This is a genomic window from Arthrobacter sp. P1_H7, assembly GCF_056405215.1.
Map to the genome: position 1 here is coordinate 176,465 of NZ_JBFUCO010000012.1, position 16,712 is coordinate 193,176.

15 protein-coding genes are annotated in these 16,712 nt (G+C 67.5%); 13 read left to right on the forward strand and 2 right to left on the reverse strand.

From position 1 onward, the window contains the following. Positions 1 to 202 precede the first annotated feature (202 nt). The 13 genes from AC1DXI_RS14130 to AC1DXI_RS14190 all read left to right on the forward strand — a co-directional run bounded on the left by AC1DXI_RS14130 (position 203) and on the right by AC1DXI_RS14190 (position 15,165). Positions 203 to 1,747 carry a sugar ABC transporter ATP-binding protein gene (locus AC1DXI_RS14130; RefSeq protein ID WP_476939166.1) on the forward strand — a complete coding sequence of 515 codons (1,545 nt, stop codon included), beginning with the start codon at positions 203 to 205 and terminating at the stop codon, positions 1,745 to 1,747. Further along, positions 1,744 to 2,790, forward strand: a complete 1,047-nt coding sequence (locus AC1DXI_RS14135; RefSeq protein ID WP_476939167.1) for an ABC transporter permease — start codon at positions 1,744 to 1,746, stop codon at positions 2,788 to 2,790. The genes AC1DXI_RS14130 and AC1DXI_RS14135 overlap by 4 nt, the downstream gene beginning before the upstream one ends. Next, complete coding sequence (locus tag AC1DXI_RS14140; RefSeq protein ID WP_476939168.1) at positions 2,783 to 3,865, forward strand: ABC transporter permease; 1,083 nt, start codon at positions 2,783 to 2,785, stop codon at positions 3,863 to 3,865. The genes AC1DXI_RS14135 and AC1DXI_RS14140 overlap by 8 nt, the downstream gene beginning before the upstream one ends. Positions 3,866 to 3,945: 80 nt before the next feature. Beyond that, positions 3,946 to 5,013 carry a rhamnose ABC transporter substrate-binding protein gene (gene rhaS / locus AC1DXI_RS14145; protein WP_459383813.1) on the forward strand — a complete coding sequence of 356 codons (1,068 nt, stop codon included), beginning with the start codon at positions 3,946 to 3,948 and terminating at the stop codon, positions 5,011 to 5,013. Between the two features lie 190 nt (positions 5,014 to 5,203). Then, positions 5,204 to 6,652, forward strand: coding sequence for an arabinose isomerase (locus AC1DXI_RS14150; protein WP_476939169.1), 1,449 nt, complete (start codon positions 5,204 to 5,206; stop codon positions 6,650 to 6,652). Further along, the gene (locus tag AC1DXI_RS14155; RefSeq protein ID WP_018774291.1) at positions 6,649 to 7,032 is read left to right on the forward strand and encodes an L-rhamnose mutarotase; all 384 of its coding nucleotides are present in this window, start codon (positions 6,649 to 6,651) and stop codon (positions 7,030 to 7,032) included. The genes AC1DXI_RS14150 and AC1DXI_RS14155 overlap by 4 nt, the downstream gene beginning before the upstream one ends. Further along, positions 7,029 to 8,207 carry an L-rhamnose isomerase gene (rhaI, locus tag AC1DXI_RS14160; RefSeq protein ID WP_476939170.1) on the forward strand — a complete coding sequence of 393 codons (1,179 nt, stop codon included), beginning with the start codon at positions 7,029 to 7,031 and terminating at the stop codon, positions 8,205 to 8,207. The genes AC1DXI_RS14155 and rhaI overlap by 4 nt, the downstream gene beginning before the upstream one ends. A 23-nt stretch (positions 8,208 to 8,230) precedes the next feature. Further along, complete coding sequence (locus tag AC1DXI_RS14165; RefSeq protein WP_476939171.1) at positions 8,231 to 10,276, forward strand: bifunctional aldolase/short-chain dehydrogenase; 2,046 nt, start codon at positions 8,231 to 8,233, stop codon at positions 10,274 to 10,276. Further along, complete coding sequence (locus tag AC1DXI_RS14170; RefSeq protein ID WP_476939172.1) at positions 10,273 to 11,775, forward strand: rhamnulokinase; 1,503 nt, start codon at positions 10,273 to 10,275, stop codon at positions 11,773 to 11,775. The genes AC1DXI_RS14165 and AC1DXI_RS14170 overlap by 4 nt, the downstream gene beginning before the upstream one ends. Next, the gene (locus tag AC1DXI_RS14175) at positions 11,772 to 12,575 is read left to right on the forward strand and encodes a (Fe-S)-binding protein (protein ID WP_476939173.1); all 804 of its coding nucleotides are present in this window, start codon (positions 11,772 to 11,774) and stop codon (positions 12,573 to 12,575) included. The genes AC1DXI_RS14170 and AC1DXI_RS14175 overlap by 4 nt, the downstream gene beginning before the upstream one ends. Then, on the forward strand, positions 12,572 to 14,122 hold the full coding sequence (locus AC1DXI_RS14180) for a LutB/LldF family L-lactate oxidation iron-sulfur protein (RefSeq protein ID WP_476939174.1): 1,551 nt from the start codon (positions 12,572 to 12,574) through the stop codon (positions 14,120 to 14,122). Before AC1DXI_RS14175 ends, AC1DXI_RS14180 begins: the two co-directional genes overlap by 4 nt. Further along, a complete protein-coding gene (locus AC1DXI_RS14185) occupies positions 14,119 to 14,757 on the forward strand; it encodes a LutC/YkgG family protein (RefSeq protein ID WP_476939175.1) in 639 nt (212 codons plus the stop codon). The genes AC1DXI_RS14180 and AC1DXI_RS14185 overlap by 4 nt, the downstream gene beginning before the upstream one ends. Positions 14,758 to 14,937: 180 nt before the next feature. Continuing rightward, positions 14,938 to 15,165: a hypothetical protein gene (locus AC1DXI_RS14190; protein ID WP_476939176.1), complete on the forward strand. Its 228-nt coding sequence runs from the start codon at positions 14,938 to 14,940 to the stop codon at positions 15,163 to 15,165. A 44-nt stretch (positions 15,166 to 15,209) separates the two neighbouring features. Here the strand turns inward: AC1DXI_RS14190 and AC1DXI_RS14195 are convergent, their stop codons facing one another. Together AC1DXI_RS14195 and AC1DXI_RS14200 are read right to left on the reverse strand one after the other, a co-directional pair. Then, complete coding sequence (locus AC1DXI_RS14195; protein ID WP_476939177.1) at positions 15,210 to 15,692, reverse strand: hypothetical protein; 483 nt, start codon at positions 15,690 to 15,692, stop codon at positions 15,210 to 15,212. Between the two features lie 144 nt (positions 15,693 to 15,836). Then, positions 15,837 to 16,442, reverse strand: a complete 606-nt coding sequence (locus AC1DXI_RS14200; RefSeq protein ID WP_476939178.1) for a dihydrofolate reductase family protein — start codon at positions 16,440 to 16,442, stop codon at positions 15,837 to 15,839. Between the last annotated feature and the right edge of the window lie 270 nt (positions 16,443 to 16,712).

Below are 16,712 nucleotides of genomic sequence, written 5' to 3' on the forward strand. Positions count from 1 at the left end.
GAACTACTGTCCTCAGGATACCCGTCCGGGCTCGTTTTGAACCCTTTCAATGAAACGAATCAAAAGCCGCGCCGGGAACGCCTGACGCCAGTTGACGTGTTGATTTGAAGACCCTATGATTCAAATCACAACTCGTTATGAAACGATTCATTGCGTGTTCACCAGGCACAGTTCACTAAGCCCCAAAGGTGCGGTTAATTTTATGCAGCAGACACACAGTTCCCGGTCCGGCCCCTCCGAGGGGGAGCAGGTTCCGGTTCTTTCGCTCTCCCACGCAGCCAAGACCTTTGGCCCGGTGGTCGCCTTGGCCGACGGCACCATCCACATCGAGGCGGGCGAGATCCACGCACTGGTCGGGGAGAACGGCGCCGGCAAGTCCACGCTCGTGAAAATCCTCGCCGGCCTGCACCACCCCGATTCCGGCGACTTCCAGGTGGCAGGGCACACCGTCCAGTTCCGCAACGTTGCCGAGAGCAAGGACGCCGGAATCTCCGTCATCTATCAGGAACCCACGCTCTTCCCGGACCTGAGCGTCGCGGAGAACATTTTCATCGGCCGCCAGCCCAAGGGCCGCTTCGGACTCATCAGCAAGGCGACGATGGTCAGGGAGGCGCACAAGCTGTTCGAACGGCTTGGGGTTCCGATCGACCCGACCCGCATCGCGGAGGGCCTGTCCATCGCGGACCAGCAGATCATTGAAATCGCCAAAGCCATTTCGCTGGACGCCAAAGTCCTGGTGATGGACGAGCCCACGGCAGCCCTTAGCGGCGTCGAGGTGGACCGGCTCTTCGCCGTGGCCCGGAGCCTTCGGGACCGCGGGACCGGCATCCTCTTTATTTCGCACCGTTTCGACGAAGTCTTTGACCTGTGCGACCGCATTACCGTCATGCGGGACGGCCGGTACATCTCCACCCACCGCACGGCCGACGTCACCGTCGACCAGATCGTTCGCGAGATGGTGGGCCGCGACATTGGCGCCCTGTTCCCCAAGACCCCGGCCGAGATCGGCGGCGTCGTCCTGAAAGTGGACGGCCTCAGCCGTGCCGGAGTGTTCCGCGATATCAGCTTCGAGGTCCGCGCCGGGGAAATCGTTGCCCTGGCCGGCCTCGTCGGCGCCGGCCGCACCGAGGTGGCCCGCGCCGTGTTCGGAATCGACCCCTACGACGCCGGCGCCATCACCTTCGACGGACGCACGCTCAAGCCGCGCAATCCCCAGGTGGCCATTACCGCCGGCATGGGCTTCGTCCCGGAGGACCGCCGCAAGCAGGGCCTGGTGATGGACCTGTCCGTGGCCCGGAACGTCACGCTCACGCTGCGCAACAAGTACACGACGGCGGGGCTGATCAACGGGGCGGCCGAGCGGCGCGCCGCCCAGGAGTGGAGCAAACGGCTCCAGGTGAAGACCGGCTCGCAGGAGTACGCCGTCTCCACGCTCTCCGGCGGCAACCAGCAAAAGGTGGTGCTCGCCAAGTGGCTGGCCACGGACCCGCGGCTGCTGATCATCGACGAGCCCACCCGCGGCATCGACGTCGGCACCAAGAGCGAGGTCCACCGGCTCATATCGGACCTCGCCGGGCGCGGGATCGCGATCCTGATGATCTCCTCCGAACTGCCCGAGGTCCTCGGCATGGCGGACCGCGTCCTGGTCATGCGCGAAGGCCGGATCACCGCCGAACTCGACCGCGCCGATGCGAACCCCGAATCGGTCATGCACGCCGCCACGTCTTCCGCAGGAGGAACCCTGTGAGCTCAGCTCTGGACCACAAGAACGCACCGGCGCCGGCATCCGCCGCCGGCGCCCGGAGCGCCGTCGCCTCGGTTCTGCGGATGCGCGAACTCCCTGTGCTGATCGCGCTGGCACTGCTGGTGCTCGTCACCTACCTGATCAACCCGCTGTTCCTCACCGCGCAGGGCGTGAAGGACCTGCTGCTCAACGCCACGATCATCATGATTCTGGCGGTGGGGCAGACCCTGCTGATCATCACCAGGAACATCGACCTCTCCGTCGGCTCCATGCTGGGACTGGTCGCCTTCGGCACCGGCTCCCTTTTCTCGGCCATGCCCGACGTGCCGATCATCGCAGTCTTTGTGATCGGCATGGCCTTCGGGGCGCTGCTGGGCGCCGTCAACGGCGCCCTGGTCACCCTGGCCAAAGTGCCCGCCCTGGTCATCACCCTCGGAACGCTCTACGTGTACCGCGGCCTGAACAACGCCTGGGCCGGCGGCAAGCAGTACTTCGCCGGCGACCGTCCGGAGGAGTTCGGCGCCCTCTCGGTGAACACCTTTCTGGGGTTCCCCGTGATCACGCTGCTGGCCATCGTCGTCGTGATCGCCGTCGCCATCTACATGTCCGGCACCCGCCCGGGCCGTGACCTGTACGCCATCGGCTCGGACCCGGACGCGGCCACCGCCTTCGGCATCAAGGTCTCCAAGCGCGTGTTCCTCGCGTTCCTGGCCAACGGCGCGCTCGCCGGCCTGGCCGGTGTGCTTTACGCCAGCCGCTTCAACTCCGTCGGCGCCACCACCGGCACCGGGATGGAACTGACCGTGGTGGCGGCCGCCGTCGTCGGTGGTGTGGCCATCTTCGGCGGCAGCGGATCGGTGACCGGGGCCGCGCTCGGCGCCGTCCTCCTGACCACCATCACCAGCTCCCTGACCGCCCTGCGGGTGGACAAATTCTGGCAGCAGGCGATCGTGGGCGTGCTGATCCTCACAGCCATCATCATCGACCGCGTGGCCAGCCTGCGCACAGCCAAGAAACTGCGGATTAGCGAGGCTCGCAATGTCTGAAACCACGTCCACCACCAGCACGGCGCCGGCTCCCGTGGCTGACAACACCAAGCCGCTGGCCAGCGAGCCGAAGGGCCGGACCGGCGCCGCGCGGATCCTGATGGGCCGTGACGCGGTCACCATCTACGCACTGATTGCTTTCCTGATCTACGCCGCCATCGCCATCCCGCGCTTCGCCTCGCCGGTCACCACCGGCTTCCTGCTCCTGGACGTCATCCCGGTCCTGCTGATCGCCATGCCGATGACGCTGATCATCATCACGGGCGAAATCGACCTCTCCGTGGCCAGCACCGCCGGCCTGACCAGCGCCCTGATGGGCGTCCTCTGGGCCGGCGGGACGGACATCTGGCTGGCCCTGGCAATCAGCCTGCTGGCAGGAATTGCCGCCGGCATGTTCAACGGCTTCCTGATCGCCGTCTTGGGCCTGCCCTCCCTGGCCGTCACCATCGGCACCCTGGCGTTGTTCCGCGGCCTGGCCCTGGTCATCATCGGCGACAACGCCGTGGCCAACTTCCCGAAGGCGCTGACCGCGTTCTTCACCTCCAAACTCGGCGGCACCGGCATCCCCACGGTGATGATCGGCGTCGTCGTGGTGATGGTCTTCTTCGGCGTGCTGCTGCACCTCACGCCGTTCGGACGCGGCCTCTACGCGATGGGCTACAGCAAGGAAGCCGCCAGCTTCGTCGGGATCAACGTCGCCCGCAGCAAGTTCTGGCTCTACGTCGGGTCCGGCGCCGTTTCGGCTCTCGCCGGCATCTACTGGACGCTGCGTTACACGAGCGCCCGCAGCGACAACGCCTCCGGCCTGGAACTGGCCGTCATCGCAGCCGTCCTGCTGGGCGGCGTGTCGATCTTCGGCGGCAAGGGCTCCATCCCCGGCGTCATCGCCGGCGTCCTGCTGATCGGCACGCTCAACTACGCCCTCCGCCTGGCCCGGGTGTCCGACGTCGTCCTCATTACGGTGACCGGCCTGCTGCTGATCCTCTCGGTGGTGGCGCCGAGCATCGGCTCCGCCATCAAGCAATGGCGGCACACCCGTCGCGTCCGCCGAAGTTTCACCGGCAAGGCCACCTGAATTTTGCCCACCAGCACCACCACAAACCGCGCCCGCCTGGGACCGGCTGTACCGACCGCACGAAGGAAAAGGGAAGAACAATGATGTTGAACCGCAAGAACAAGGGCCGGACCGGCCGACTGGGAAGCATGGTGGCCATCACCGCCGTGGCGGCACTGGCGCTGACAGCCTGTAACAGCGGCTCGGCATCCTCCACCGATACCAGCAGCCCCTCGGCAGGCGGCGGGGACCAGAAGATCACCTTCATCCCCAAGCAGCTGAACAACCCGTACACGGACGTTGTCCTCGGCGGCGGCAAGAAGGGCGCCACCGAGGCAGGATTCGCCTCCTCACAGGTCGTCGGTCCGCTGGAAGCCTCCGCCTCCAGCCAGGTCTCGTTCATCAACGCCGAGACGCAGGCCGGCACGAATGTGATCGCGATTGCCGCCAATGACCCCGACGCCGTCTGCACGGCCCTCGGCGAAGCCCGCTCCGCCGGCGCCAAGATCGTCGCGTTCGACTCGGACACCAACCCCGACTGCCGCGACATCTTCATCAGCCAGGTCGTCGCCAAGGACGTTGCCCTGATCCAGACCAAGCTGATTTCCGAGCAGATCGGCGGCAGCGGCGAGATCGCCATCCTGTCCGCCACCGCCAACGCCACCAACCAGAACGAATGGATCAAGTACATGGAGGAGGAGCTCGCCTCCAATCCCGCGTACAAGGACATCAAGCTTGTGGCCAAGGTCTACGGCGATGACAACGACACCAAGTCCTTCCAGGAAGCCCAGGGCCTCATGCAGGCCCACCCGAACCTGAAGGGCATCATCTCCCCGACCACCGTTGGCATCGCCGCCACCGCCCGGTACCTCTCAACGTCCGCGTACAAGGGCAAGGTGGCCCTCACCGGGCTGGGGCTCCCGAATGAAATGCGGCCCTTCGTGAAGGACGGCACCGTCAAGGAGTTCGCCCTCTGGGATCCGGCACAGCTTGGCTACGTTGCCGCGTTCGCCGGCAAGGCCCTCCAGGACGGCAAGATCACCGGCGCCGAAGGGGATACCTTCACGGCCGGCGAGCTTGGCGAACGCAAAGTCGAAAAGGGCGGCCTGGTGATCGTCGGCCCGCCGACGGTCTTCAACGCCGAGAACATCGACAAGTACAACTTCTGATCCGTTCCTGACCTATCCCGAGCGGCCGGGCGGGCCGCCGACAGCCCGCCCGGCACTCGTTCCTTCCACCCACCCCGTTCCACTTCACCGGTGCCGCAGCACCGGGCCCACGGCGCCTTCTCCACAGCCGTGCCCGGAAACCGCATTCCGGAGCCCAAGATCCCCATTTCATGCCGGAAGGCCCCCCCACATGAACCAGAAACAACCGGCAGACCGGCTGCTGCAACCGCACCGGCGCCGCCCCACCCGCATCGGGCTGGTCTCCGGCGGTCTCGGCGCCTACTGGCCCCAGTTCCCGGAGCTGCTGCCGCAGCTGCGGGAGTCCGTCCGCTACGTCACCGGTCGCTTCCAGGAGCTCGACGCCGACGTCGTCGACACCGGCTTCATCTCCGATGCGCAGGAAGCCGCCGCGGCCGGCGAAAAGCTCCGCGTCGCCGACTGCGACCTCATCGTCATCTTCCTCACCACGTACCTGACGTCCTCCATGGTCCTGCCCATCGCCCAGCGCGCGAAGACCCCCGTCCTGGTGATCGACCTGCAGCCAACCGAAGCGATGGACCACGCCAACTTTGACACCGGCAAGTGGCTGGCCTACTGCGGCCAGTGCCCGGTGCCGGAGGTCGCCAACGTCTTCCGCCGGGCCGGGATCGAGTTCCGCTCCGTCTCGGGGCACCTCAAGCAGGAGTCCGCCTGGGAGCGGATCACCGCATGGGTCCACGCCGCCGGCGTCCGCGCCCGGCTCCGCAATGCCCGGCACGGGCTCATGGGCCACCTCTATCCGGGCATGCTGGATGTCGCCACCGACCTCACCACCGTGTCCACCACCTTCGGCTCCCACGTGGAGGTGCTGGAATTCGACGACCTCCGCGAACGGGTCAACGCCGTCACGGAGGCGGAGGTGACCGAACGGCTGGGGCTCGCCCGCGAACTTTTCGTTGTGGATGACTCCGTCAACGACGACGACTTCGCGTGGGGCGCGAAGGTGTCCGTCGGCCTGGACCGCCTGGTGGAGGACTTCGACCTCGACTCCGTGGCCTACTATCACCGCGGACTGGCCGGCGAACAGCACGAACGGCTCGGCGCCGGGATGATCCTGGGCTCCTCCATCCTGACGGCCCGGGGCATCCCGATGGCCGGCGAGTTCGAGCTGCGGACCTCCATTGCCATGCTGGCGGCCCAGGCGATCGGCGCCGGGGGTTCATTTACCGAGATCCAGGCCCTGAACTTTTTGGACAACGTGGTCGAAATGGGACACGACGGCCCGGCCCACCTCGCCGTGTCCGCCCAGGACCCGCTCCTGCGCGGGCTCGGCATCTACCACGGCAAGCGCGGCTGGGGCGTCTCGGTCGAATTCGATGTTCGCCACGGTCCGGTCACCACCTTCGGCCTCGGCCAGGATCCGGACGGAAGCTACGTGTTCGTCACCTCCGAAGGCGAGGTGGTTCCCGGCCCGCTCCTGCAGATCGGCAACACGACCTCCAGGGTGGACTTCGGCGGGGACCCCGGGCTCTGGGTGGACGTCTGGAGCCAGACCGGAATCGGCCACCACTGGGCCCTGTGCGTCGGCCACCGCGCCGCCGACATCAAGGCCGCCGCATCCCTGCTGGGCATCGAACACCGCCACGTGGTGCTCTCATGAGCACGCAACGCGTCTGCTTCCAGCTCCAGGTCAAGCCCGCGCTGATCGGGGAATACACCCGCCGGCACGCCGCCGTCTGGCCGGAGATGCTCCGGGCCCTCAAGGCCTCGGGCTGGAACAACTACTCACTCTTCCTCCGGCCCGACGGGCTCCTGATCGGCTATTTCGAAACGGACAGCCTGACCGAAGCCCAGGCCCGGATGGCAGCCACTGACGTCAACGCCCGCTGGCAGGCCGACATGGGCGGGTTCTTCGACGACCTCGCCGGAGCGCCGGACCAGGGCTTCCTCCAGCTCACCGAAATCTTCAATCTCGAGGACCAGTTGTCCGCGGCCAACGCCTCCGGGGACAACCACCAACCGCAAAAGGAACAGTCATGAACACCACAGAAACGGCCCTCGGCCGCCTCGGGGAACTCGCCATCGAGGTCCCGTCCTGGGCCTACGGCAACTCCGGCACCCGCTTCAAGGTGTTCGGCACCCCCGGCACACCGCGCACCGTCCACGAAAAGCTGGCCGACGCCGCGAAAGTCCACGAACTCACCGGACTCGCGCCCACCGTGGCGCTGCACATCCCCTGGGACAAAGTGGATAACTACGCGGCCCTGAAGGAGTTCGCGGCGGACCTCGGGGTGGGACTCGGCACCATCAACTCCAACACCTTCCAGGACGACGAGTACAAGTTCGGCTCCCTGACGTCCTTGAACCCGGCCGTCCGCCGCCGCGCGATCGACCACCACCTCGAGTGCCTTGAGATCATGAACGCCACGGGCTCGCGGGATCTGAAGATCTGGCTCGCGGACGGCACCAACTACCCGGGCCAGGACGACATGCGCGGCCGGCAGGACCGCCTGGCCGAGTCGCTGCAGGAAATCTACGCAGCCCTGGGCGACGAGCAGCGCCTGGTGCTGGAGTACAAGTTCTTCGAGCCGGCGTTCTATCACACCGATGTTCCGGACTGGGGTACCTCCTACGCCCAGACCCTGGCCCTGGGCGAGAAAGCCTTTGTCTGCCTTGACACCGGCCACCACGCCCCCGGCACCAACATCGAATTCATCGTCATGCAGTTGTTGCGCCTGGGCAAGCTCGGCTCCTTCGACTTCAACTCCCGCTTCTACGCGGACGATGACCTGATCGTCGGCGCGGCGGATCCCTTCCAGCTCTTCCGGATCATGCACGAGGTCATCCGCGGCGGCGGCTTCGGCAAGTCCGCAGGACAGAACTCAAACGTCGCCCTGATGCTGGACCAGTGCCACAACCTGGAGGAAAAGATCCCGGGCCAGATCCGGTCCGTGCTCAATGTCCAGGAAATGACCGCCCGCGCCCTGCTGATCGACACCGATGCGCTGGCCGAGGCCCAGCGCAGCGGCGACGTCCTGGCCGCCAACGGCATCTTCAACGATGCCTTTTACACCGATGTCCGCCCCGCTCTGGCGCAGTGGCGTGAATCCCGCGGCCTGCCCGCGAACCCGATGGCCGCCTTCAAGGCCAGCGGTTACCAGAAGAAGATCAACGAGGACCGCGTCGGCGGCCACCAGGCCGGATGGGGCGCTTAGGCATGAACATGCAGAACACAGATATGCAAGACACAACGAACAAGACTGTTGAAGAACTGATCTCCCGCTCCAACCGCCTCGGCGCGGACAAGCGGAACACCAACTTCGCCGGCGGCAACACCTCCGCCAAGGGCACCGCGAAGGATCCCGTGACCGGCAACGACGTCGAGCTCCTGTGGGTCAAGGGCTCCGGCGGGGACCTGGGCACGCTGAAGGCCGAAGGCCTTGCCGTGTTGCGGCTGGAGCGGCTGCAGGCGCTCAAAAACGTGTACCCCGGCGTCGAGCGTGAAGACGACATGGTGGCCGCGTTCGATTACTGCCTCTTCGGCAAGGGCGGCGCCGCGCCGTCGATCGACACCGCCATGCACGGCCTGGTCGACGCCGCGCACGTGGACCATCTGCACCCGGACTCCGGCATCGCCATCGCCACGGCCGCCGACGGCGAGGCCCTGACCAAGGAGATCTTCGGCGAGAAAGTGGCCTGGGTGCCCTGGCGGCGCCCCGGTTTCCAGCTCGGCCTGGACATCGCCGCGATCAAGGACGCCAACCCGCAGGCCGTCGGCACCATCCTGGGCGGCCACGGCATCACCGCCTGGGGCGCCACCAGCGAGGAAGCCGAAGCCAACTCGCTGTGGATCATCGAACAGGCCGAGCAGTACATCAAGGACCACGGCAAGAACGAACCGTTCGGTCCCAAGCTGCCCGGCTACGGCGCCCTCCCGGAGACCGAGCGCCGCGCGAAGGCCGCCGCCCTGGCCCCCGTGATCCGCGGACTCGCCTCCACCGACAAGCCGCAGCTGGGGCACTTCACCGACCACCCCGCCGTCCTGGAATTCCTCGAAAGCGCCGAACACCCGCGGCTCGGGGCCCTGGGCACGTCCTGCCCGGACCACTTCCTGCGCACCAAGGTCAAGCCGCTGGTCCTGGACCTGCCCGCCGACGCCCCGGTTGAAGACTCCGTGGCCCGGCTCAAGGAACTTCACGCTGCCTACCGCGAGGACTACCAGGGGTACTACCACCGGCACGCGACCCCGGACAGCCCGGCCCTGCGCGGCGCGGACCCGGCGATCGTGCTGGTGCCCGGCGTCGGCATGTTCTCCTTCGGCGCGAACAAGCAGACCGCCCGCGTGGCGGGGGAGTTCTACCTCAACGCCATCAACGTCATGCGCGGCGCCGAAGCCGTCTCCACCTATGCCCCGATCGAGGAGTCCGAGAAGTTCCGGATCGAATACTGGGCCCTGGAGGAAGCCAAGCTGGCCCGGATGCCCAAGCCGAAATCCCACGCCGGCCGGATCGCCCTGGTGACCGGGGCGGCGTCGGGCATCGGAAAGGCGATCGCCACCCGCTTCGCCGCGGACGGCGCGTGCGTGGTCATCGCGGACCTGAACCTGGACAACGCCCGGGCCGTGGCCGCGGAACTCGGCGGCGCCGACGTCGCGATCGGGGTCCAGGCCGATGTCACCGACGAAGCCCAGATCGCCGCCGCCATCCAGGAAGCCGTCCTGGCCTTCGGCGGACTGGACCTGGTGGTCAACAACGCCGGGCTCTCCATCTCCAAGCCGCTGCTGGAAACCACGGAAAAAGACTGGGACCTCCAGCACAACGTCATGGCCAAGGGCTCGTTCCTGGTGGCCAAGGCCGCCGCGAAGGTGATGATCGGCCAGGAGATGGGCGGGGACATCATCTACATCTCCTCCAAGAACTCCGTGTTCGCCGGCCCGAACAACATCGCCTACTCCGCCACCAAGGCAGACCAGGCCCACCAGGTCCGGCTCCTCGCCGCGGAATTGGGCGAGTACGGGATCCGGGTCAACGGCATCAACCCCGACGGCGTGGTCCGCGGCTCCGGGATCTTCGCCGGCGGCTGGGGCGCCAAGCGCGCCGCCGTCTACGGCGTGCAGGAAGAGGAACTGGGCAAGTACTACGCCCAGCGCACCCTGCTCAAGCGCGAAGTGCTGCCCGAAAACGTGGCCAACGCCGCCGCCGTGCTCACCGGCAGCGAGCTCTCCCACACCACCGGGCTCCACATCCCCGTGGACGCCGGCGTGGCCGCGGCCTTCCTGCGATGAGCACCGCATCACCAGCGGATACCGGTGTCGTTGCCCGCAGTGCTTTTGTCGCAATCGACATTGGGGCGTCCTCCGGCCGGGTCATCCTGGGCAGGGTCGCGGGCAGTCCAGGTGGGGCGAGGGCCGAGCTGGAGACCGTGCACCGGTTCCCCAACGGGGTCAAGGAGCTCGACGGCGGCCTCCGCTGGGACTTCGACGCGCTGTTCGCCGAGGTCCTCGCCGGACTCGGGGCCGCCGCCACGGCGGCCGCGGTCCGCGGCGAGAACATCGCCAGCATCGGGATCGACACCTGGGCCGTGGACTACGGGCTGGTCAACGACGCCGGTGAACTGGTCGCGGCGCCGTTCAGCTACCGCGACGACCGGTCCCGTGCCGCCATCCCCAGGGTCCACGAAAAACTCGATCCGGCCCGGCTCTACGCCACCACCGGGCTGCAGTTCCTGCCGTTCAACACGATCTACCAGCTCGCCACGGAGCCGGTCCTGGAGGGGCTGCAGGCCCTGCTCATCCCGGACCTTATCGGGTTCCTGCTGACCGGCCAGCGCCGCACCGAGGCCACCAACGCCTCCACCACCGGGCTCTTCGACGCCGTCGCGGGGGAGTGGGCCACGGAGTTCCTCACCGCCCTGGACCTGCCCACGAACCTGTTCCCGCCGCTGATCCAGCCCGGCGCGATCCTCGGCACCCTGCTCCCGGAGACCGCGGCACGGCTGGGACTTCCCGCCGCCACGAAGGTGGTGGCCGTTGGCTCGCACGACACCGCCTCCGCCGTCGCCGCCGTACCGGCGGGCCGGCCCGACTTCGCCTACATCTCCTCCGGCACGTGGTCCCTGGTCGGCGTCGAACTGTCCCACCCGGTCCTGACCGAGGCCAGCCGGATCGCGAACTTCACCAACGAACGCGGCGTGGACGGCACCATCCGCTACCTGCGCAACGTCGGCGGTCTCTGGCTGCTCAGCGAATGCCAGCGCACCTGGGCCGCCGAAGGCTACCGGCCGGGGCTCGAGGAACTGCTCGACGCGGCCGCGACTCTGCCGCCCGGCGGGCCGGTCATCAACGCCGACGACCCCTGTTTCATCGCCCCGGACAACATGCCCGAACGGATCCGGGCCGCGGTCCGCAACACCGGCACTGTCCTGCCGGTGCATCCCGCGCACATCGTGCGGTGCATCCTGGACAGCCTTGCCGCCGGCTACGCCCGGACCATCGCCGACGCCGAACGGCTCGCGGACGTCCGGGCCGGCGTCGTGCACATTGTGGGCGGCGGATCCCAGAACCGGCTCCTGTGCCAGCTCACCGCCGACGCCACCGGCAAACGCGTGATCGCCGGACCCGTGGAAGCCACGGCCCTGGGCAACGTCCTCGTCCAGGCCCGCGCCGCCGGCGTGCTCAGCGGCGGGCTGGGGGAGCTGCGCGCCGTGGTGCGTGCCTCCCAGCACCCGGCGGAGTACGTGCCCTCACACCGGGCCGCACATCAGAGCGCCGGAGGTGCCCTGTGAGGATCGCACTCTTCGCCACGTGCATTGTGGACGCCATGTATCCGGCCACGGCCCGCGCCACGGTGTCCATCCTGGAACGCCTCGGCCACGAGGTCATCTTTCCGGCCGGCCAGGCCTGCTGCGGGCAGATGCACGTCAACAGCGGCTACTTCAAGGAGGCGCTGCCCGTCGTCGCCAACCATGTGAAGGCCTTTGAAGAAGATGAGTACGACGTCGCCGTCGCACCGTCCGGTTCCTGTGTCGCCTCCGTGAAGCACCAGCACCCCATGGTCGCCCGCCGCTGCGGTGACGCCGGGCTGGAAGCCCGGGCCGCCGCCGTCGGAGCCAAAACCTACGAGCTCTCCCAGCTCCTGGTGGATGTCCTGGGCGTCACGGATGCCGCGGCCCAGCTGGGCTCGTACTTCCCGCACCGGATCACCTACCACCCCAGCTGCCACGGCATGCGCCTGCTCCGGCTCGGCGACCGGCAGCTGGACCTGCTGCGCTCGGTCGGCGGCATCGAGCTGGCCGAGCTGCCCGAGGCCGAGCAGTGCTGCGGCTTCGGCGGCACTTTCTCGATGAAGAACGCGGACGTGTCCTCGGCGATGCTCGCGGACAAGACCGCCAACATCTGCGGCACGGGCGCCGACCTTTGCGCCGGCGGCGACGCGTCCTGCTTGATGCATATCGGCGGCGGACTGTCCCGGCAGGGCAGCGGCGTCACCACGATGCACTTCGCCGAGATCCTGGCCAGCACCCTCGAGAATCCCGCCGCCGTCTCCGGCGACGTCCGCCTCACCACCGGAAGGACCGCACGATGAGCGGCACATTCCTGGGGATGCCGTCCCTGCCGGTCTTCGGCATCGGCAACCTGCACGAACACGAACCGTTCCCGAAAGCGGCCCGCCGCGAGCTCGGCAACCCCCAGCTGCGGGCAAACCTCGGCCACGCCACCCGGACCATCCGGGACAAGCGGCTGGCCGTCGTGTCCGAACTCCCCGACTGGGAGGAGCTGCGCGAGGCGGGCCGGGCGATCAAGGAATCCGTCATGGCCCGGCTGCCGGAGCTGCTCGAACAGTTCGAGGCGAACTTCACCGCCCGGGGCGGGACCATCCACTGGGCCCGGGACGCCGGCGACGCCAACCGGATTGTCGCCGCCCTCATCCTCGACCAGGGCGCCACCGAGGTGGTCAAGGTCAAGTCCATGGCCACCCAGGAAATCGGCCTCAACGAATACCTTGAGGAACAGGGCATCGCGGCGTTCGAAACCGACCTCGCCGAGCTCATCGTCCAGCTGGACCACGACAAGCCCAGCCACATCCTGGTCCCGGCCATCCACAAGAACCGCAGCCAGGTCCGGGACATCTTCCTGCGTGAAATGGAGGGCGTGGACCCGGAGCTGACCAACGAGCCGGCCCGCCTCGCCGCGGCCGCCCGGGCACACCTGCGCCGCAAGTTCCTCAGCGCCAAGGTGGCCGTGTCCGGCGCGAACTTCGCCCTCGCGGACTCCGGGACCCTCGCCGTCGTCGAATCCGAGGGCAACGGGCGCATGTGCCTGACCCTGCCGGAAACCCTCATCACCGTCATGGGCGTCGAAAAACTGCTGCCGGGGTGGGAGGACCTCGAAGTCTTCATGCAGCTGCTCCCGCGATCCTCCACCGGGGAGCGGATGAACCCGTACACCTCGCTGTGGACCGGCGTCACGCCCGACGACGGGCCGCAGAACGTCCACCTGGTCCTGCTGGACAACGGACGCAGCGCCGCCCTGGCCGACGAAATGGGCCGCTCCGCGCTGCACTGCATCCGCTGCAGCGCCTGCATGAACGTCTGCCCCGTCTACGAACGCACCGGCGGGCACGCGTACGGATCCACCTACCCGGGACCGATCGGCGCGATCCTGTCCCCGCTGCTGACCGGGATCACGGCCGAGGAGAACAACTCCCTGCCCTACGCCTCCTCCCTGTGCGGGGCCTGCTACGACGCCTGCCCGGTGAAGATCAACATCCCGGACATCCTGGTGCACCTGCGCGGCGAGGACGTGGACAGCAAACGCGGCAAGAAGCGTGTGCCGAGCCAGATGGACCTCGGCATGAAGGCGGCCTCCTGGGCGCTGTCCTCCGGCACGAACCTTGGCCTCGTGGAGAAGGCGCTGCCCTTGGGCCGGCTTGCCGCCGGACCGGACCGGAAAATCACCAAGCTGCCGGGCATCGCCGCCGGCTGGACCCAGAGCCGGGACATCCCCGCACCGCCGTCGCAGTCCTTCCGGCAGTGGTGGGACAAGGACCACCAGGCCCCGGCTGCCGGACCTGGGGCAGGGGCCGCCCCGGTTGCTGGCACCGAGGCCCCCGGCCCGAAGGAGAACCCGTGAACGCACGCGCAGACATACTGGACCGGATCCGCTCGGCCCTCCGGGACGCCCCGGCCGTGCCGGAGGTGCCCCGCGACTACCGGCGCTCCTCCGAACTGGGCGAGGAAGAGCTCATCGAGCTGCTGACGGACCGGCTCCTGGACTACAAAGCGAACGTCTTCGTCGAGGAAGCGGCCGCGGCGCCGCAGCGGCTCGCCGCGCTGCTCGAGGGCACACGCCGCTACGCCGTGCCGCACGGCCTCGACCAGGCGCTCTTCGCGGAGGCGGACGTCCACGACGCCGGCTCCCGCCGCGTCACCGACGCCCCCGGGCACCGGCTGACTGTCGAGGAACTGGACGGGGTGGACGCCGTCGTGACCGGCAGCGCCGTCGCGGTCGCCGAAACCGGAACCATCATCCTCGACGCCGGCCCGGACCAGGGCCGCCGGGTCATCAGCCTCGTTCCGGACCGGCACATCTGCATCGTCAGCGCCGGGGACATTACCGCAATCCTTCCGGAGGCCCTCCGCCGGCTCGACGGCACCCGCCCGCAGACCTGGATCAGCGGCCCCAGCGCCACGAGCGACATCGAACTCGAACGCGTCGAAGGCGTCCACGGCCCGCGGACCCTGGACGTGGTGATTGTTCGCGGGTAGGCGGGAGACTGGCCCTGCTTCCCTTGTGCTCAAGGGAAGCWGGGCCTCCCTGTTTGTCTGTGACCGTCCCGGGAAGTCGTTTGCCCAGATCACCCAGAAGAAACTCATGGTCTTCTCAGCGGGGAGTTGAACCATGGAGGCATGTACTTAGTCGATCCCAGAGCCTACGCATATCGCTTGATGCACCCTGGCGTTTGGTTCCGCACTGCGATCTGCCGGAACCTGGTCGCCCAAGGCCACCGGCCTACGCACTCGCGCCTGGACTATCTGGAGGCCGGCATCACGGGCAGGCTGGGCTCGGCCTATTCACGCAGCAGGGCCAAGGAACTCGAGCAGGCCTTCCGCAACGGCGATGTGTCCTACGAGGACGCGTGCCTGGAGATGGAGCAACTCGACGAGGAGACCTGAGCGTTTGTCCGCGCTCGCCGGAACCTCGAACACAAAAACCAGGATCAGTAGCCGTACTTGTTGACCACGATCTGCACAATGTTGGAGTCGTCCTGACCGTAGTCAGTGACCGTAATGCGTACGTTCCAGCCGTCGATGACTCCAATGCCCCGGCAGTCCAGTCCGCCTGCATTGACCCTCTGCTCACGGACGCATGGCTTGTACTCCTGGGGCATCAAACCCACCTGCTGGATGTACTTCTCCAGGTCACCCTCCCGGTACTTCTGGTGAGTGTCCCAACGGTATGCGTACTGGGAACAAGGTCCATCGAGCGGGATGCACAGCGCGCTGCCCACCGGCTTCTGTGTTCTCAAGGGCTCCCATCCCGGCCCTGGTTGGAGGCGGTCGGCAATCGACTTGAGCTCAGCGACGATCTGATCACTCTTCCACGATGCCCAAAGGAAGAAAGCAATGACAGCGGCGACCGTTCCTGCCAGCACGCCGAGCCATACCTTGCGGCCCCTGCTCATTCTCTTCCTGCTCTGCACGGCGCACCTCTCTGGTAGGGAGGCCCGAAGTCCACCCGCCACAGCACTGGGCTCGTCCACCGACCGTATCGCCGTCGCCACTTGCTGCCCCGAGCCGGCTGAATGACCGTCCTGCTGCGCGGGAGGCCGGCAGCGCGTACAGAGTTAGCTGACGCGGCGATAGCGGATGTGGGTGGCCAGCGGTGAGTGAAGCACCTCGGCCGGTTCGAAGCCGAAGGATTCAACCCCGTCGAAGATGCGCTCGCCCGAACCGAGCAGGACCGGTGCGATATCGAGGGTGAGCTCGTCGATCACGCCGGCGATCAGTGCCTGTCGGACGGTCGAGGCTCCACCGGCGATGTCCACGCCGTTGTCCCCGGCGGCCTGGCGCGCTGCGGAGTAGGCCGCGTCGAAGCCCTCGGTGACGAAGTGGAAGGTGGTCCCGCCGTCCATCTGGATCGGGTCATGTCCGTGATGAGTCAGCACGAACACCGGCGCGTGGTAGGGCGGTTCGGCTCCCCACCACCCGGTCCATTCCTCATCCCAGCCCCCGCGGATCGGGCCGAACATGTTCCGACCCATCACATACGCGCCCCGCGGGCGCATGAGCCAGCCGTTCGCGACCTTGTCGGCATCGTTGGCTCGCGGGTCGCCGATGTGCCAGCGGTGCAGCTCCAGCCCCCGCTTGCCCAGAGGGTTCTCGCGGCTCTGGTCCGGCCCGGCGACGAAGCCGTCCAGCGAGATCGACATGTGGCAGGTGGTGTCCGGCACCGCGAACCTCCTGAGTGATTGCGACGTGCTTGCGGTCGTTTGGGGATTCTGGGGATCGTAGCAGGTGATGGCATCCCCGCCAATGCCTCCGGCGGCTGGCGTCGATCGCAAACTGCGCGTTGCCCCGGCCTTGCTGCGCCCAGAGGGCCCCACATGCGGTTGCCCACACCCGTTCACTAATGTTCTGTGACTGCTGCGTTACAGCGGGGGCCCTTTTCCAGGAAAAGCAAAAGCCCCTGCTTCCCTTTGTAAATAAAGGGAAGCAGGGCC